This window comes from Flavobacterium saccharophilum (assembly GCF_900142735.1).
GTDB lineage: Bacteria > Bacteroidota > Bacteroidia > Flavobacteriales > Flavobacteriaceae > Flavobacterium > Flavobacterium saccharophilum.
This window is the reverse complement of record NZ_FRBY01000003.1, coordinates 604,914-624,597: the sequence shown is the minus strand read 5'-3', so window position 1 is coordinate 624,597 and position 19,684 is coordinate 604,914. Positions and strand designations below refer to the sequence as shown.

The 19,684-nt window shown below is 34.5% G+C and carries 14 protein-coding genes; 7 read left to right on the top strand and 7 right to left on the bottom strand.

Annotation, left to right across the window (positions count from 1 at the left end):
* Positions 1-32 precede the first annotated feature (32 nt).
* The 4 genes from BUA98_RS12690 to BUA98_RS12675 are packed head-to-tail and all read right to left on the bottom strand — an operon-like array spanning position 33 to position 5,014.
* Positions 33-1,220 (bottom strand): AGE family epimerase/isomerase, encoded by a 1,188-nt coding sequence (locus BUA98_RS12690; protein ID WP_072973000.1) that lies wholly within the window; start codon positions 1,218-1,220, stop codon positions 33-35.
* 8 nt (positions 1,221-1,228) lie between these two features.
* Positions 1,229-2,419: a glycoside hydrolase family 130 protein gene (locus BUA98_RS12685; protein WP_072972998.1), complete on the bottom strand. Its 1,191-nt coding sequence runs from the start codon at positions 2,417-2,419 to the stop codon at positions 1,229-1,231.
* Positions 2,420-2,448: 29 nt separating this feature from the next.
* Positions 2,449-3,840 carry an MFS transporter gene (locus tag BUA98_RS12680; protein WP_072972997.1) on the bottom strand — a complete coding sequence of 464 codons (1,392 nt, stop codon included), beginning with the start codon at positions 3,838-3,840 and terminating at the stop codon, positions 2,449-2,451.
* Positions 3,841-3,877: 37 nt separating this feature from the next.
* Positions 3,878-5,014: a glycoside hydrolase family 26 protein gene (locus BUA98_RS12675; protein WP_244279202.1), complete on the bottom strand. Its 1,137-nt coding sequence runs from the start codon at positions 5,012-5,014 to the stop codon at positions 3,878-3,880.
* A gap of 304 nt (positions 5,015-5,318) precedes the next feature.
* On the opposite strand from BUA98_RS12675, the gene BUA98_RS12670 reads away from it, so the two are divergent.
* The 7 genes from BUA98_RS12670 to BUA98_RS12640 all read left to right on the top strand — a co-directional run bounded on the left by BUA98_RS12670 (position 5,319) and on the right by BUA98_RS12640 (position 16,380).
* Positions 5,319-6,197, top strand: coding sequence for a helix-turn-helix domain-containing protein (locus BUA98_RS12670; RefSeq protein WP_072972995.1), 879 nt, complete (start codon positions 5,319-5,321; stop codon positions 6,195-6,197).
* 311 nt (positions 6,198-6,508) lie between these two features.
* On the top strand, positions 6,509-9,700 hold the full coding sequence (locus tag BUA98_RS12665; protein ID WP_072972993.1) for a SusC/RagA family TonB-linked outer membrane protein: 3,192 nt from the start codon (positions 6,509-6,511) through the stop codon (positions 9,698-9,700).
* 13 nt (positions 9,701-9,713) lie between these two features.
* A complete protein-coding gene (locus tag BUA98_RS12660; RefSeq protein ID WP_072972991.1) occupies positions 9,714-11,312 on the top strand; it encodes a RagB/SusD family nutrient uptake outer membrane protein in 1,599 nt (532 codons plus the stop codon).
* A 19-nt stretch (positions 11,313-11,331) separates the two neighbouring features.
* Entirely contained in the window at positions 11,332-12,384 is a 1,053-nt protein-coding gene (locus tag BUA98_RS12655; RefSeq protein WP_072972989.1) for an IPT/TIG domain-containing protein, read from the top strand.
* 96 nt (positions 12,385-12,480) lie between these two features.
* Entirely contained in the window at positions 12,481-13,716 is a 1,236-nt protein-coding gene (locus BUA98_RS12650) for a glycoside hydrolase family 27 protein (protein WP_072972987.1), read from the top strand.
* Between the two features lie 12 nt (positions 13,717-13,728).
* Positions 13,729-14,694, top strand: a complete 966-nt coding sequence (locus BUA98_RS12645; RefSeq protein WP_072972985.1) for a glycoside hydrolase family 5 protein — start codon at positions 13,729-13,731, stop codon at positions 14,692-14,694.
* A gap of 612 nt (positions 14,695-15,306) precedes the next feature.
* Entirely contained in the window at positions 15,307-16,380 is a 1,074-nt protein-coding gene (locus tag BUA98_RS12640; RefSeq protein ID WP_072972984.1) for an outer membrane beta-barrel protein, read from the top strand.
* 455 nt (positions 16,381-16,835) lie between these two features.
* Here BUA98_RS12640 and BUA98_RS12635 read toward each other — a convergent pair whose 3' ends face one another.
* Genes BUA98_RS12635 through rimO form a run of 3 tightly spaced genes read right to left on the bottom strand, consistent with a single transcriptional unit; the run spans position 16,836 to position 19,677 of the window.
* A complete protein-coding gene (locus BUA98_RS12635; RefSeq protein ID WP_072972982.1) occupies positions 16,836-17,741 on the bottom strand; it encodes an N-acetylmuramoyl-L-alanine amidase in 906 nt (301 codons plus the stop codon).
* Positions 17,742-17,773: 32 nt separating this feature from the next.
* Positions 17,774-18,322, bottom strand: coding sequence for a hypothetical protein (locus BUA98_RS12630; RefSeq protein WP_072972980.1), 549 nt, complete (start codon positions 18,320-18,322; stop codon positions 17,774-17,776).
* Positions 18,323-18,363: 41 nt separating this feature from the next.
* Entirely contained in the window at positions 18,364-19,677 is a 1,314-nt protein-coding gene (gene rimO, locus BUA98_RS12625; protein ID WP_072972978.1) for a 30S ribosomal protein S12 methylthiotransferase RimO, read from the bottom strand.
* Positions 19,678-19,684: the final 7 nt, after the last annotated feature.

Here is a 19,684-nt window from a genome sequence, read left to right as displayed (position 1 = left end):
TTTGTTTTAAAAGCTAGTTTGATATACATGTTTTAGTCTTTTATTCTCTGAATAAGTTCCAGACAAGCGCGGCTGTTATGATAAGGACATTTCCAGAAACCTGCTTTGTCTTTTTCAATTAAGGAATAATCGCGATAAACGCCCCAAAACCATTCTCCGTTTTGCTTATCTAAAATGTATTTTTTTGTAAAATCCCAGTTTTTCAAAACGAGGTCTAAATACTTTTCGTCACCGGTTAATTGGTAAGCGTTATAAAAACCTATTAAAGCTTCGGCCTGAACCCACCAATGTTTTTCGGCAATCAATTCGTTATTTTCCGGATCTAATTCATACCATAAACCTCCGTCAGTATCCAAACCTTCCTGCGTAACTTCTGCCATTTGAATGGCGTGTTTTTTATAATTGGCAATTAAAGTTTCATCTTCTGAAATTTCAGCACAATGCAATAAAAGCCAGGCTGCTTCGATATCGTGTCCATAGGAGATCACGTCTGGTTTTTCGACCCATTCTTCATTAAAAAACAATCTTAAATGACCGGTTTCAGCATTGATAAAATGTTTCTCGATCGTTTGTAATAACGCAACAATAACATTTTGTAGCTTTTTGTCTTTCCAAACCTTAAACAAATTTGCATACGCTTCAACGATATGCAAATGGGTATTCATCGTTTTTTTTTCGTTGGCATCTTTCTCACTAAGACGCAAATCGGCAATAGGTTTCCATTCTCGTGTAAAAGCTTCTAAGTAGCCCCCATTGATGGAGTCGTAACTGTGTCTTTCTATTTGTAAATATAGATTTATGGCAATCTCCAGAGCCTTCTCCTCTTTAGAAATAACGTAATATTCTGATAGTCCATAAATCGCAAAAGCTAAAGCATAAATCTGATTTTTAGTATCTTTTGGAGTTTTATCAGCATTAATACTCCAGAATAAGCCTCCAAATTCAGCATCATAAAAATAGTTTGAAAGAAATTCAAATGCTCTGGTGGCTATTTTTTTATGTTCTTCATTTTTAGTAACCTGATAGCTTGCAGAAAAAGACCATAAAATTCGGGCATTCAAAACAGAACCTTTTTCTGCAGTAGCAATCAAATGATCGTTAAAATCAATCTGACCAATAAAACCTCCATTTTGATTGTCAAGAGTATGTTTTGACCAATATTCTAAAATGGAATCAAGTTCAGCTGATAATTCAGATTTAAGCTCTTTTAGTTTTGACACGGTAGAATTTATATGGCGTTATTTTTTTCAATTTGATTGATGATTGTTTTTACAGAACCTGCTGAAATAAAGGTGTCAGCTGGTGTATTAGTAACATAATCAACTAGTTTTGCAACAGATGAAACCGCAACATGCATTCTTGTATCTGATGAAGCGTAGTATACGTAAACAGTTCCGTCGGCATCTTCAATCCATCCGTTTGAGAACAAAACATTCGAAACATCACCAACTCTTTCAATACCTTCAGGTCCCATAAAATGACCCGCTGGTACGTGCGTTACTTTTGTAATGTCATTCAAATCAGTCATAAACATATAAAGTGTGTAACGTAATCCTGCAGCGGTATTACGAACACCGTGTGCCAAATGCAGCCAGCCTTTATCTGTTTTGATAGGAGCAGGGCCAAGACCATTTTTCAATTCATAAATGGTATGATATTGTTTTCCAAAGATGATCTTCTCGTCTTTTACAACCGGATTTGTCATATCATCAACATAACCTAAACCAATTCCGCCACCAGCGCCAACATCAATAAAGCCATCTTGCGGACGTGTGTATAAAGCATATTTTCCGTTTACGAATTCAGGATGTAAAACAACATTTCGCTGTTGACCTGTGTTTGAAATCAAATCAGGAAGTCTTTCCCAATTCACTAAATCTTTAGAACGGACGATTCCCGCATTGGCTACAGCCGAACTAGTATCGCCTTTAGGTGCTTTAGGATCTTTTCTTTCGGTACAAAAAATACCGTAAACCCAGCCGTCTTCATGATTGATCAAACGCATATCGTACACATTGGTGTCCGGTTCTGCCGTTTGTGGAATCACGCATGGTTTCTCCCAAAACTTGAAATTATCGACTCCGTTTGGGCTTTCCGCAATAGCGAAAAAAGATTTTCTGTCAATTCCTTCCACACGAACAGCCAATAAATATTTGCCATTCCATTTCATGGCACCGGCGTTAAAAGCAGCATTCATTCCGATTCGTTCCTGTAAAAACGGATTTGTTTTTTCGTTCAAATCAAAACGCCAGTTCAGTGGCACGTGAGCCGCTGTAACTACCGGATTTTTGTAGCGTTGGTATATGCCGTTTCCGGCATTTTCTTCAGGAGCATTTTTTTGCTCTATAAGGGTTTTATGTTCTCTCTCTAATGCTACTTTTCTATCCTGAAATGTAGTGGAAGTGGCTATTGTTGTCATAGTAATCTTTTTCTGGTATCTGTATGATTTTAAAGGATCTGGTTTCTTTTTTCGTTTAAATCTTGTTCTATGATTTGGAGTTTTTCTTCAGATAAAGGATAAAACAAAATAAAAGCGACTGATATAAAAGCTGCAATTGCAGGAAGTATACTTAACATTAATTGAATTCCGTTTTGGGCAACAGCAGTTTGTTCGACATTCGCCTGAAAACCGTAATAACCTAACAGCCATCCGGCTCCTGCACCCCCAATAGTCCAGCCAAATTTTTGTGACATGGAGGAAGCAGAGAAAACTAATCCTGTAGCTCTTCGGCCTTGTTTCCATTCCGAATAATCGGCGCTGTCGGCGTACATAGACCAAACAAGCGGGAAAAAGCAACCGGCGCAAATACTAATTAAAAACTGAAAACTCATTATGAGTAAAATATCTTCTTTTCCGAAGAAATAGAAAACTAAACTTAAAATGGAGCATAAAGCCATAGCGCCAATAAAGGTTTTCTTTTTTCCGATTCTATTCGCAATTGGCGTAGCAAGAATAACTCCGATGATATTAGCGGCCTGACCCAGAATCAGATATATCGACGTTGGAGTCATGTGAAAATCAGTTCCAAAAAGTGAAAAATCAAAATTGACACTACTGCTTACATAATATTTAAAGTAATAAACGGCAGCGCCATCACGGATAGAATTGAAAATTAAGGCACCAATTCCGGCGCCCAATAAAATCCACCACGGTCTGTTTTTTAATAAATCCCTTAAGTCTGCTTTTAAGTTGCTTTGTTCATCAGCAATAGGTTTCACTCTTTCTTTTGTGAAGAAAAAACAACCCCAGAAAAAAGCGGTTGTCATTACTCCAAAAACGGCAATTGTTGCCAACCATCCTGTTTTAGAGTTTAGGCTTCCGCCGAAATAATTTACAAGTGGTTCAATTAACCAAAGTGCTAATAAACTTCCTCCAAAAGCAAAAACCATTCGATAAGAAGATAACGTGTTTCTTTCTTTTCTGTCAGATGACATTACGCCTAAAAGCGAGGCATACGGCACGTTGATTAGCGAGTAAATCATCATCATTAAAGAATACGTTACATAAGCATAAATTATTTTTCCTTTTTCGTCAAAATCAGGCGTGTAAAAAGTTAAAACTCCAATTACGGCAAAAGGTATGGCGACCCACAATAAGTACGGTCTGAATTTCCCCCATTTGCTTTTAGTTCTGTCGGCAATGATCCCGACAATTGGATCAAAGCAGGAATCCCAGATTCTGGTGATTAAAAACATGGTTCCTACGACGGCTGGTGCCAATCCGAAAACATCGGTATAGAAAAAGAGAAGGTACATGCTGAAAATTTTCCAGAACATGGATGATGCAGCATCTCCAAGACCGTAACCTACTTTTTCTTTTAAACTAATTTTGTCGTGCATTGGGTTCTTTTTAGAGGTTGTAATTTAGATTTGGTTATTATTTTAATGCTTTCTGAATGTCTTTTTCAAATAAAGTTTTGTCGAGGTTGTAAAAATCAACAAAGTCTTTCTCGCTTAACTGACCTGAAAAGGGAGCGTAATAATGCATTTTTTGTTCTTTTTCCTGCCAGCCATGATTTCGCCACAATAAAACATAGGAGATTTTATAATCTCCAATGGCTTTGTCTAAAGTGCCTGTCCACCATTTTGGGTCTGGAACGGCTTCGTAACCAGCTTCGGCGATAGCAATTAATTTGTGTTTTTCTATCCCGATTTCGTTTACGATTTTAAGCTGATTCTGCACTTCGTTAATGAATTTTGTACCGTCTTTATCGTCATTATTCTGATAGGAATCAAAACTTAACATGTCAGCATAATCGTCGCCTGGGTAATGCATTAAAAAATCTTCTTTGGAGCTGAAGCTACTTGTGTTATAGACATAAATTAAATTATGAACGCCTTTTTTTTGAAGATATTCAATAGTGAATTTCCATAAAGATTTAAACTCTTCGGGAGTGCAATTTCCTTTTCCCCACCAAAACCAGCCACCAGTAAGTTCATGATAAGGCCTGAAAAGAACTGGAATGTTTTTTCCTTTTTTATCTTTTAAGGATAATAGGTAATTAGCTGCTTTGTCCAGCCAAATGGTGAATTTTTGATGATTTTTTCCGCCGGGTAAAACTGTTTTTGCAGCACCTGGTGTGTTGTCCCAGGCACTTTTTCCTGTTGCCGGATTGTCAAAGTGCCAGCTTATGGTGGTAATTCCACCTCTTGCATGGCTCTCTTCAATATATTGTTTCATTTTTGTAAATGGAATTCCATCAATATTGTTTGGACTGTCTTTTTCTAGTCCTGCTAAATCCCAACCGTATACTGCAGGATAATCTCCAACTACATCTTTTATGTCACTTCGGCCGTCTTCGTATTTCCATTTAACACCATAAGCCAGGTCATCCTGATGACCAAAAAGATAGCCTTTTTGAACTAATTGATTTAGTTTTTTATAAAGAGAAACAGTTTCAGGTGTCGCTTTTTTATCTGAAAGTGACAAATTAGTATTACTAATAATAGGTTTAGAAGAACATGAAGTTCCAATAAGTACTGTAAGTATTAGCATTTGTATGTTTTTTTTCATTCGGAATGATTTGTTTTTCAGTTCAATAAGTGTATATGTTACAATTGATAAATGTATAATAAAACCTTCAGTTTTTCAATCTTTAAATTGATATTGTTTTTTAGTTAAACTTATTGAAACGTTAAAAACTTATTATATTAAAAATGATTAATGTTTATTATTGATATACTTTTTGTAAAAATGATAATTCTATTTTTCAAAGATAATCCGATGTTTATCGTATAATTAGTATTATTTTATCAATTATATATCATATTATTGCAAATCAAAATGCAAGAATTATTTATTAAAATTGATTTTAAAGATGAGTAGTGCTAAAAATTTTTACAGGGAAATTGCTCCGCTTTCGGAAGGAGATAGTTTTTTGGTTTTCGACAGAGTTAAAGACAGTTTTGATTTTCCGGTGCATTATCATCCGGAATTTGAGATCAATTTTATTTTAAATGGAAAAGGAGTAAAGCGTGTTGTTGGAGATAATATAGAAGAAATTGACAGTGTCGAATTGGTTTTAATTGGGCCAAATTTATATCATGGTTGGGAATTAAGTAAATGTACAAGTAAAAAGATTCATGAAATTACAATTCAGTTTCATAATGATTTATTTCATGAATCTTTATTGTCCAGGCGAATTATGAATCCGATTCGCGATATGTTTAATCGTTCGATTCATGGTATTTTATTTTCTAAAAAAGTGGCCGAAGAATTAACGCCGAGGCTTGTAAGGCTTTCTAAACTAGACGGAATGGATTATTTTTTGGAAATTACTTCCTTGTTATATGATCTGGCTAATTCAAGAAATCAACGTTTGCTTTCTACTTATACTGTAGATTATGATACGTTTGATGATTATGATAAAATGAAATTGGTTTATGAATATGTCCAAAAACATTTTGCTGAAAAAATTACTTTAGAAGATGTTGCCGGTGTTGCCAGTATGTCGATAATTTCCTTTAACAGATTTATTAAAAAGCGAACCGGAAAAACTTTTGTCAATTATATAAATGATATTCGGATTGGATACGCGGCGCGTTGGTTGGTTGAAAAAGATATGAGCGTTTCAGAAGTTGCTTTTAAATCAGGTTTTAATAATATCGCCAACTTTAATCGTAGTTTTAAAGCTATTAAAAATTGTACACCTAGTCAATATAGAGAAGATTTTTCTGGATTAAAACGTATTTTGTAATGATACTTTTTTTGCACAAACAAATATTATTTTTAACGAAATCGTTTGCTTTTTCGATGATTCGTTAGTTTTAATTTATAATTTATACTGATTCATGATGGTGTGATTACGAAAAATGCAATTTTTTAATGTTTTTATTTTCATATATGTTTTTTTAAACTGATATAGTAAAAATATTATCATTAAATGATATAATACTATTGATTTGATGTTTGGTTCTGTTATAGATTTGTTAAATAATTTAGAAAATAAATCATACCCTTTTTATTAACTAATTATGAATAACAAATTTAAACTAACCAACATTTATTATGAAAAAACTAATGACTAACTTTATTCATTGGAACGCTAACCACAGAGCGGTTCCTTTGATCTTATTCTTGTTACTGACTAGTAATTTTATTACTGCTCAGGTAAAAATATCAGGAGTAGTGTCTGACGACAAGGGACTGACCATTCCTGGTGCCAACATTACTGTTGTTGGAACTAAAACTACAGCGTCATCAGACTTTGACGGTAAATATAGTATTGATGCTCCTGCCAATGGAACTTTAGTAGTATCATTTATAGGATTCGATTCGCAAAAAATAGCGATCGCGGGCAGAACAAAAATCAATGTTTCTTTAAAATCAAGTTCTGAAGATTTAAAAGAAGTTGTTGTAATTGGATATGGAACTCAGAAAAAGAGAGATGTCAACGGTGCAATATCTTCGGTTAAATCGACAGACATAGAGAATTTAAAACAAGTATCTGTTGATCAAATGCTTCAGGGAAAAGCTGCCGGTGTTTCTGTAACCAATAACTCAGGACAACCTGGGGGAGCGGCTTCTGTAAGGGTTCGTGGAACGACCTCGATTACCGGAACAAATGAGCCATTATATGTTATTGATGGTGTGCCAATTTCTGGCGACGCCACAGGAAAAGCAACAAGTGGTCAGACATTGGCCGGAAGAGATGGTTTTTCTTCTTCGGGAGGAAGTGGAAATACTGCTATGAGTCCGCTTTCTATGATTAATCCAAATGATATTGAGTCGATGGATATTTTGAAAGATGCTTCTGCAACTGCGATTTATGGATCTCGTGGGGCAAATGGAGTAATCATTATAACAACTAAATCAGGTAAAAAAGGAAGTGGTAAAATATCCTATGAAAATTATACTTCTTTTGCATCTGTAACTAATAAATTAGACGTTTTAACTTTGCCTGAATATGCAACTTTAAAAACAAATCTGGCTAAATTATGGGGTTTTCAAACGCGTCAGGAATTTTCTCATCCCGAATTATTAGGTCCAGGAACTAACTGGCAGGATGAGGTTTATAGAACTGCGCTTTCAAACAGCCACCAATTATCATTTTCCGGAGCTAAAGAAGGAACGAGCTATTATTTATCGGGAAGTTATTTGGATAACGAAGGAACTATTATAAATTCCGGTTTAAAAAGATATACGGTAAGATTAAATTTAGATTCTAAAATTAAAAGCTGGTTGAGAATTGGAGGAAATCTTACTGGAGGTATTACGAATGAAAGAATCACAGTAAATCAAAGTTACTCCGGGTTAATTTCGAATACATTATTACAATCACCTGATATTCCAGTTCGAAATGCTGATGGATCTTTTGCGGGACCACCTTCATCAGAACAAAGTGTAACTTATTATAACCCGGTTGCGGAAGCGCTAACCAGAGAAAATAAATTAGTCAGAAAAAATTTCTTAGGAAATATTTATGCTGAAGCGGAAATTTTTAAAGGTTTTAAATATCGTCTTGAAATTGCTGCTAATACTGAATTTTCTGAAAATGATGATTTTAGACCTTCATACGCCTGGGGAAGCCAAACTAATTTATTGGCAGATCTTGATGTAAGAAGACAAAACTGGTATTCAACTAATATCAAAAACTTATTGACGTACGAGAAAGCGATTGGTAAACATAAATTTACAATTCTTGCCGGGCAGGAAGCAAATGATTCTCATTGGGAAGGTTTAATTGCATCAGCTCAAGGTTTTAAAACCAATTCAATCCATACGATTAATTTGGCCGATGTTGATAATAACACAATTACACAATATAAAGGTAGTGCTTCGCTTTCATCACTTTTTGCTCGTGTTATCTATGATTTTAATGACAAATACAGTATTACAGCTTCGATCAGACAAGACGTTTCGTCTAAATTTGATCCAACAACAGACAACCAGAAAGGTGTTTTTAATGCAATTTCAGGATCATGGAGATTGTCTAGCGAATCTTTCATGGAAGGAACACGTAAATATGTAGACAATATTAAATTTAGAGTTGGTTACGGAGAAACAGGAAATCAACAAATTCCAAACAATAGTTATTCTGCTATGTTGGGAACTCAGAATTCAGGTTTAGGAAGCGGGTTTCTTCCATCCAATTATCCAAATCCTGATTTAGTTTGGGAATCATTGAATCAAACCAACTTTGGTATAGATTTTACAATGTTCGAAAATAAATTTTCAGCAAGTTTTGATGTTTATGACAAAAAATCTGAAGGTTTCTTATTTCAGGTGCCATTGCCTCTTTATTTAACTGGAGGAGGAGGTCAATATGGAGGAGTTTCTGCGCCATATTCTAATTTAGGTACAATGAGTAATAAAGGTTTTGATCTTACATTAGGTTATGATATGAGATCGACGGGTAATTTCAACTGGAATGCTTCTATGGTTATTTCGCAGTATAAGAATAATTTAGATGAAATTGCTAACGGAATTGTATTAACTCAGGAAGTAAATACGAATGGATATCAGCCAGTTGTGGTTACTAATACAACAGTTGGAAATCCAATTGGATTATTCTACGGATATAAAACAGCTAGTTTATTCAAAGATCAGGCAGCTTTAAATAGCGCACCAATTCAATTTGGTCAGCCAGTAGGAACCGGAGCCGGAGAAACAGCTTTAGGAGATGTAAGATATGTGGACGTTAATAATGATGGAAAAATTGATGCAAATGATAAAACGTTTATCGGAAATCCGCATCCAAAATTCACTTACGGTTTTACCAATAACTTCAAATATAAAAATGTAGATCTTTCTGTTTTTCTTCAGGGATCGTACGGAAATGATGTAATGAACTTAACCAGAAGAGGAGGTACAACTAATGCATCTTTATATGACAATCAATTAGTCGAAGCTTTAGATTATTATTCGGCAACTAATATGGGTAGTAATAATCCTCGTCCAATTGCAGATTCGGCAAACAATAATTTACTTATTTCTGATCGTTATGTTGAAGATGGTTCTTATTTAAGAATCCAAAACATTACACTGGGCTATTCTTTGCCTCAGGATGTTATTTCAAAATATAAAATGTCAAGATTAAGATTATACGCATCAGCTCAAAACTTATATACGTTTACAGACTATTCTGGTTACGATCCGGAAATTGGTTCATTTAATCAAAATGTTCTTTTGTCAGGAATTGATAACGGAAGATATCCGGTTGCCAGAACATTTTTAGTTGGACTTAACGTAGAATTTTAAAAATTAAAGAAAAATGAAAAAGAAATCTTTTTTAAATAGATATAGCTTGCTACTTATGGCAACGGCACTATTGGCTTTTGGATCATGTCAGGACGATTTTACAGACCGACCTTCTGAAGACGGAATAAGTTTAGATTCTTATTACAGCACAAACGATCAGGTAACATCAGCTACAAATGGTATGTACAGCAGGACCTGGTTTCAAATGTATAATAAGTTTTGGTGGGCATTAGAAGTAGGTTCTGGAAATATGTATTCCGGTTCTCCGGATGTTAGTGGATTAAGAACATTTTCATTAAACGGAAGTGATCCTGAGCTAGTAAACGGATGGTCATCATTATGGGCAAACGTACAACAATCGAATATGATTATTAACTTTTTGGAAACGAGAGTTGGTCCGGATGTTTCTGCAAGTGTTTTAAATAATACTATGGGAGAAGCTTATTTTATGAGAGCGACTGCTTATTTTGATTTGGTAAGATTGTGGGGACCAGTGCCAATTATTGAAAATCCCTTAGAATACACAAGTAATCCTTATGTAAACACCAATACTGTTGCGGATATTTACAAATTAATAACAATGGATTACTTAAAAGCAATTGATTTATTGGTTGATAAAAACAGAGGCGCTAATTATGCTAATAACGGACATGTTTCTAAAGGTTCGGCAAAAGCAATGTTGGCAAAAGTATATTTGTATCAAAAGGATTATGCTAATGCCAGAGCAATGGCTGAAAGTGTAATTAATAGCGGTGAGTTTAAACTTTTAGGAGGTGATCAATTGTCTTCAAAAAGCTTTGCTGATTTGTTTACTTATGCAAACAATAATAATGAAGAATCTATTTTTGCAATTCAATGGAAAGGTGATGGCGCTTACGGATCGGCGAATAATTGTAATACACAATTCGGTTTTCAGGACGGTACATTATCAACTTCAAATGCCTCTTATGCGGGAGTGTTTGGTCCGAGTCAGGATGTAATGCTTACATTGTATGATGCTGCTGATAAAAGAAAACATGAAACTGTAATGGTTGGTGGGGATACTTATCCAAATATTAAGACAACACAAGGAATTGGTTTGACGGTTCCAACGGGTAAAGATTTGGCTCAGGCTTCAGGCGGTGCGATTAAAAAATATTGTATTGGTGTTGTAAACGGAAATGTTACCGGTCAAGCCGATGGATGGGCAATGATGGATAATAACACTTATGTTATGCGCTATGCCGAGTTGTTGTTGATTCATGCTGAAGCTGTCCTGGGTGCTGGAGCAAGTACTACTGATGCTTCTGCTTTAAGTTCAATAAATGCAGTTAGAAGAAGAGCTGGTTTAAGTAACTTGACTTCAATAACTTTTAATGACATCTTTTTGGAAAGAAGAAAAGAATTATGTTTTGAAGGTGATTATTGGTTTGATTTAGGACGTATTGATAAGGCTAAAGCTATCGATATTATGTCAAAACAAAATAGAGGTGACAGATATGGTGCGCGCTATTACACTCCTATATATAGTGAAGATCATGCTACAAATGATTTTTATATGGATTATCCGGATAATGAGGTGGCGAAAAACCCAAAATTATTGCAGGCACCAGTTCCATACACTTTTAAATAATTATTAAAATTTGAACATTATGAAAAATATAAAAATAAAATTCCTTTTGCCTTTATTCGCAATGGTTGCGATGGTAATAGGATTGTTTTCTTCCTGTGATAATGATGACTCAGCTTCTGGAGGAAGTGGTGGTGCGCCATCTATTACAAGTGTAGCAAAAGCAGTTGAAGGTGATTTAGTTCCAACGAAAGTTGGTGACCCTAAAAACTATTATATCATTAGCGGTACTGGTCTTTCAACGGTTAAGAAAATTTATTTTAATGATTTTGACACTTATTTCAATCCTGTACTGGTTACAGACACTGAAATATTTGTTTTAATTGATGAGAAAACGCCATATGCAAATGCTAGTAATAAATTAAAGATTGTTACCGGTCGCGGAACTATTCTCTACGATTTTGTGGTAGCACCGCCAACACCAAAATTTGGAAGTTATAATCCGATAAATGCTTCAGAAGGGGAAGTGGTGACTGTTTACGGAGATTATTTCCTAAACCCGGTCATAAAAGTTGGAACGGAAGATGTTCCTGTGATTTCTTCTACTTTAACTGAAATCAAATTTAAAATGCCGGCTAATGCAAAAGACAAGTACGTTACAGTCACTAATATTTCAGGATCAACAGTTTCTAAAGCTGCAATTGGGTCTGCTATATATGATGATGTCTCTTATTACGGATTAACTTTTCCTTCTTGGAATAATCATACGTATCCGGTTGATGGTACGGCAGCACAAGGATTGGTTTATATAAAATCAAAAATGGCTGCCTGGGGAAGTTTGCAGGGCGATTGGTCGTGGTTTGATCAATTAAGTTCTTATGGAGGTATTCGCGTTACAATAAAAGCAGCGGTTCCTGGTGCTGTGAAATTTGTTTTTAATGGAGATTGGAATGATGCAACTGCTCCTGTATTGAATGTTACAACAGAATGGAAGACTTTTGACATTCCGTGGTCTGCATTATCTTCTTCAGACCGTGTTCAGAATATTACATTCCAAAATATGACTAAGAATGCAGACGGAGACGGTATAGAGAATACCTTTTCTATAGATGATATTGGTTTGTTTTTAAAATAAGAAGCATTAGTTTTTTTTGAGTTTTGTTCTAGTATTCCCTAATCTTCTCAATTAGGGAATCTTTTTTTTAGATATAATTAATTTGAATTTTTAAAGATGAAAAGAATCATAATAATAATTGCCTTGAGTTTTTCGAGTTTTGTTTTTAGTCAGGGAAATACACATGCGCAAGGAGCGGGTAAATTTGAAGGTTTGGCTATGACACCCCCAATGGGCTGGAATTCCTGGAATACTTTTGAAACCAATATCGACGAAAAATTAGTAAAGGAGACGGCAGATATTATGGTTTCATCCGGGATGGCTGCTGCAGGATACAATTATATAGTACTGGATGATGGGTGGATGACCAAAGAGCGTGATACTAATGGAGATTTGGTTCCGGATCCGGCTAAGTTTCCCGGAGGAATGAAAGCTGTTATTGATTATGTGCATAGTAAGGGTTTAAAATTTGGATTGTATAATTGCGCAGGAACGCAAACTTGTGCCGGTTATCCGGGAACACGCGGTTACGAATATCAGGATGCTCGTTTTTACGCTAAACTCGGAATCGATTTCTTAAAATATGACTGGTGTAATACACAAGGTATTACAGCCAAAGAAGCTTACACAACAATGAGTAATGCACTTAAAACGGCTGGTAAACCAATTGTTTTTAGTCTTTGTGAATGGGGTGATAATCAACCATGGGAATGGGGAAAACCAGTTGGGAATCTTTGGAGAATCTCAGGAGATATTTATCCTTGTTTCGATTGTGAGTACAAACATGAGGTAGGAAATTGGTCTTCATGGGGGTTTATGAAAATTGTAGATATGCGAAAAGACATTCGTAAATACTCTGGTCCGGATCATTGGAATGATTTTGATATGATGGAAGTGGGTAATGGAATGACAAATATTGAAGATAAAGCTCACTTTGCAATGTGGTGTATGATGGCATCACCTTTAATTGCAGGTAATGATTTCAGAAAAATGTCTAAAGAAACATTGGCCATTTTAACTAACAAAGAACTAATTGCGGTGAATCAGGATAAATTAGGAGTTCAGGGATTCAAGTATAGTGCAGAAGATGGTTTAGAAGTTTGGGTGAAACCTTTATCAGATGGAAATTGGGCTGTGACATTTTTAAACAGAAGTGACGTTGCTAAAAAAATCAACTTCGATTGGAAAAAGAATACTATTAAAGATGTTGATTTTGACTACGAAGCAGATTTCAGTAAGTCGGTTTTTAAATTAAAAGATCTTTGGAGGAATAAAGAGATTGGCAATACAAAAAAGAATTTTCAGGCAGATATCGCTGCTCATGATGTAATTGCATTAAAGTTAATTCCCTAAACATGATTTAAAATGAAATCAAAAGCTAATTTTTTTACACTCATAATGCTGTTTGTGTTTTGTACTTCAAAAGCGCAATTTGTAAAACATCATGGGCAACTTCATGTGGAAGGAACTCAATTAACAGATCAAAATAATAATCCAATTGTATTACGTGGAATGAGTTTTGGCTGGCATAGTATGTGGCCGAGATTTTATAATGAAAAGGCGGTAGATTGGCTAAAGAAAGATTTTAATTGTAATGTGGTTCGTGCAGCAATGGGAATTGAACTTGGGAAAATGGCTTATATAAAAGAACCGGTATTTTCAAAAGAGAAAATTGAAGCCGTTGTAAATGGCGCAATTAAATCAGATATATATGTTATTATCGACTGGCACAGTCATAATATTAATCTAAAGGAAGCTAAAGTCTTTTTTGCAGAAATGTCTAAAAAGTATGCTAAGTATCCCAATATAATATATGAAGTTTTCAACGAGCCAGATGACGAAGGTTGGCCAGAAGTTAAGGCTTACGCCGAAGAAGTAATAAAGGTAATTCGAGAAAATGATTCGAAAAATATTATTTTGGTTGGTTCGCCACATTGGGATCAGGATGTTAATCTTCCTGCCGCTGATCCTATAAAAGGATACAGTAATATAATGTATACCATGCATTTTTACGCGGCCACACACGGTAAGGAATTACGAGAAAGGACAGATGAAGCTCTGAAAATGGGTCTTCCGATATTTATTTCAGAATCTGCAGGAATGGAAGCATCTGGTGATGGATCATTAAATAGGAAAGCATGGAAGGAATACATAGAATGGATGGAAGATCGAAAGCTAAGTTGGCTAACATGGTCAGTTTCTGATAAAGAAGAAACGTGTTCTATTCTTAACAAATCTGCAAAATCTGAAGGAAAATGGAAAGATGAGGATTTAAAAGAATCCGGAATACAAGTTCGTCAATTTTTAAGAAAATATAATTCACAAGACTAGAAAAAGTTATTTTTAACTTAAAACAGCCTGTTCAGTTTATGAGCAGGCTTTTTTTGTTTTAATTGTAAAACTTTCCGCTTTTGATTTGAAAATTATATTGAGTGTTTTAAGCTTCTAAGAAGGTTTTTGATTGTTGTTTTTTGTAGGAATTTTTAATTCATAAATATAACGCATTCAAATATTTTTAAAAATTTAAATTCAATGATAAATTCTGTAAAAAATTCATTTACCCCTATTTTGTTAGGGTCTTTATTTTTTTTAATGCGTTTATTGGTTCTTTTTTGGTTGTTTTAGTGCTGTTTTTAATCGTGTACCCTAAAAATTTTCTGATTTTTATCAAAATTGCGTTAGGGATTTTTCAAAATTAAATCAGTATTAATGTCAAATAACGATTATTGTTAATTTAATTTTTGTAATCCATAATTCTGCTTGTAAAACGTCAAAAAAATAGACTTCAATTCTTTTACTCATACAAAAGTTAATAAATTCGCTAATGAAAATGAAGAGGTTTTAGGGGGAGATTAGAGGTTTTAGAAGTGACTTATAGTAGCATATACATATATAAAAGATTAACTAACCAGAATCAATTAATAACTAAAAACCAATTAGAACATGAAAAAAGTATTACACATTTTAGCCGCGATGTTAACGAGTTCTTTTGCATTTGCTCAAGAAGATGCAGAAACTCCAGTTTCACCTGCGACAACTTGGGGAGGATCAGCGGATGCTTATTATAAATATGATTTTTCAAAACAAATGAATGGATTAACGAGCTTTACCAACTCACAAGATTCATTTGAATTAGGAATGGCATCTGTTAATGCTGGTCATACTTTCGGAAAAGCATCTGTATTTGTAGATTTAGGTTTCGGAAAAAGAGCGGGAGAATTTTCATATAATGAAACAACAGATAAAGATATAAATGCAAAATTTTTAATTAAACAATTATTTTTCACATACCAACTTACAGAAAAATTTAAATTAGTTGCGGGAAGTTTTGGAACTCATATTGGATATGAGGTGCTTGATGCTGTAGGTAATAAAAACTACAGTATGTCATATGCGTTTTCTTATGGACCTTTCTTTAATACAGGAGTTAAAGCGCAATATACTTCAGGAAAGTTTACCGCAATGTTTGGTATAACTAATCCAACTGATTTTAAATCAGCTATGGATGCAGGTTCATCACAAAAAACATATATAGGCCAATTAGGATATATAGGTGAAACAGGAAGTGCTTATCTAAACTTTACGTCAGGAAGTTCTAATCCAGCATCTGATGAAAACAAGACGCAATTTGATCTTGTGGCTTCTAAAACGATAAGTGATTCTTTTGCTTTAGGATTTAATGCTACTTATGCAAAAACGGCAAATGATTTTGACAGCACTTTAGATGGTGATTGGTTTTCATTAGTTGGATACGCTAATTATTCATTTAATCCGTCTTTATTATTGGCTTACAGAATAGAATATTTTGATGCTAAAGATGCTGCTCCAAGTTTAGGGACATTAACAGGATCAAATGTATTTGCAAACACGATTTCATTGAACTATAAAGTTGGAAAACTTACTATAATTCCAGAGTTTAGATATGATGCTGCATCAGAAGATATCTTTTTAGATAGTGATGCTGCTCCAACAGGAGGGTCATTCTACGGATTAATTGCTACGACATACTCTTTCTAGAGATAAAGATTGATATTTTTTTTTTTTTTTTGGAGCTGTCAAAACATGTAAATGTTTTGGCAGCTTTTTTATTTTTACTTTTTTGCTACACATTAAGGGATTAAAAGATTTTCCTGGAGTAATACGAAAACCTGTGTAGAGGCAAAATTAACGCAAAGCGCGCCAAGGTTTCTTCTGTTTTATGTTGTGTTTGCAGGGTGATTATGAAGTTCGCAAAGCTGTATGTGATTAACCTTTGCGGGCCTTGCGTAAACCCTTTGTGAACAACGCAATTAAATAAGCCTAAACAGGAGAAAAGTAAATAAATCCTTTTAATCCTGTAATCTGCGACTAAAACGCTCCATTTTTAATTCGTGTAAATTCGTGTAATTTGTGGCAAACTTCTATAATTCTACAACAAAAAAAACGCGTTTCTAAATGTTTAGAAACGCGTTTTGTATTTTTATTAATGATCTTTATTGAATTTGCTTTTTGTAAATCGAATAAATAGTATCGATCGTTTTTCGATCTAAAACAGATGTTGCATCTGTTTGAATATAGTGTAATTTAAAAGCTTGAATTGCCGCTGACAGATTTTTGGTATTATAACCAATAATACGCAAAGCAGGTTCTATTTTGAAATCAAAAGGAGCTTCTTCCAGAATTTCATCCGGCCAGATTCCAAATCCCTTTTCTGCAAGAGTTTTCCATGGAAATAATGCGCTTGGATCTTGTTTTCTTCCTGGCGCAATATCAGAGTGTCCTAAGATATTCTGAGTCGGAATATTATAATCTTTTTTCAGTTTTGTTAAAAGTGCTACAAGGCTGCTAATTTGCGCTTCGGTAAAAGGTTTAAAACCATTGTTGTCAATTTCTATACCAATAGAGCATGAGTTTAAATCTGTATTTTTACCCCAGGTAGATGCACCTGCATGCCAGGCTCTTAAATAGTCGTTTAGCATTTGTACCACCTTTCCGTTTTCAGAAATTATATAGTGCGCACTTACCTGTGTTCTTGTTTTTGTAAAAGTGCTTATGGTCTGTTGTACAGAATCTTGTGCTGTATGATGGAGAATAATAAAGCTCGGTTTTCTTAAATTAAAATTAACCGTACCAATCCATTCTGTGTTAATGCCATTTAATAAAGCAGTTGAACCTGTTTTTGATAAGGTGTCTTTTACAATTCCTAATTGCGAAGCATACGAAGTGTCAATAACCACAGGACTAACAGCGGGAATTGTTTTGGCTTCTTTGCTTGTAATTTGATTTTCTAAAGTTTTAAGCTGTTGGTCGTAAACTTTTTCAGTAGATTTATAAGGATTTGTTGAGCAAGAAGTTATTATAATTGCTAAAATCAAATAATAAAAATGCTTTGTCGTCATGATTAGTTACATTTTAGGATAGGTTAAAACAATTATTCGTGAACTTTTGTTGCTTCTGTTTCCTCTTTTATTTTTTTTACTTCTTTTATGTCAGAATCTTTTTTCTTTTTATTTTTCGTTTTCTTTACCTCTTTAAAATTTGCCATGAAATTGGTATATTTTTCTATTTGATCAGGGTTTAGAAATGCAGTGATTTTTTTAGTAGTACTTTCTCTTAAAGCAGTCATTTGCTCAATTTTTTGATCCTGACTGCTCTCTTCGTTTTTCAAAAGAATTCCTTGCTCCCTAACGCTGTCAGCGATAACATTTGTAATTGCAATAGCTTGTAAGTCATCCAATTTTACCTCGGGTCTCATTTGCTCAACAATTTTTGCAGCAGTTTCTTCAGCCGGAATTTCTTTAGGTTTGCTAGGAGTGCTTTGTTGGCCAGCCATCATACTTCTATCCATTCCCATTCCGCCACCTCTACCGTAACCGCCACCACCGTAGCCATTATTATATCCATTTCCATATTGCGCCGAAACAGAATTGAAACACAATAAAGTGAAAACTAAAATAAAAAGTGTGTGTGTAGGTTTCATAAAGATATTTTATCTAAAATTGATAATAGTTTACCGTAAATTTAAGCAGGTTCTCCGTATAAATCAAATTCTGTTGCTTCTATTATGCGTATATTAACAAATTCTCCTGTTTTTACATAATGCTTAGAGGCATCAATTAAAACTTCATTGTCTACGTCCGGACTGTCAAACTCTGTTCTTCCTACAAAGTGTGCGCCTTCTTTTCTGTCAATAATACATTTGTAAACTTGTCCAACTTTTTCCTGATTCAAATCCCATGAAATTTGAGATTGTAATTCCATGATTTCATTCGCTCTGGCTTGTTTTACATCGTCTGGTACATCATCTTCCAATAAATAAGCATGTGTATTTTCTTCATGAGAATAAGCAAAACATCCCATTCTGTCAAATTTCATTTCCTGAACGAAGTCTTTTAAAATTTCAAAATCCTCCTGTGTCTCTCCTGGATAACCAACGATCAAAGTAGTTCTGATGGCCATTCCCGGAACTGCTGCACGGAAATCTTTTAATAATTGAGTTGTTTTTGCTTGTGTTGTACCACGACGCATCGATTTTAAAATAGAATCTGAGATATGTTGTAGTGGAATATCAATGTAATTACAAATCTTTGGTTCGCGTTTCATGACTTCCAAAACATCCATTGGGAAACCGGTAGGGAAAGCGTAGTGCAAACGAATCCATTCAATTCCTTCCACTTTTACCAATGCTTCTAAAAGTTCAGCAAGATTTCTCTTTTTATAAATATCAAGACCATAATAAGTTAAGTCCTGAGCAATTAAGATTAGTTCTTTTACACCATTTTTAGCTAAACCTTCTGCTTCTTTAACTAATTTTTCAATTGATTGAGAAACGTGTTTCCCTCTCATTAAAGGAATCGCGCAAAAACTACAAGGTCTGTCGCAGCCTTCTGCAATTTTTAAATAAGCGTAGTTTTTAGGAGTTGTGGTTAAACGTTCTCCTAGTAATTCATGTTTATAATCGGCTCCTAAAGCTTTCAATAGTTGAGGTAACTCAGTTGTACCAAAATATTGATCGACATTCGGAATTTCTTTTTCCAGATCCGGTCTGTAACGTTCCGATAAACATCCGGTTACGAAAACCTTGTCAACTAAACCTTTGTCTTTTTTATCTGCATATTCCAAAATCATGTTTACTGATTCGGCTTTAGCGTTATCAATAAAACCACAAGTGTTGATTACGATAATGTTTCCTTCCTCGGCTGCAGGCGCTTCATGTTGTACTTCTTTGCCATTGGCACGAAGTTGTCCCATTAATACTTCACTGTCATATACATTCTTCGAACACCCAAGAGTGATTACGTTAATTTTGTTCTTTTTTAAAGACTTGGTTCTCATACTTTTA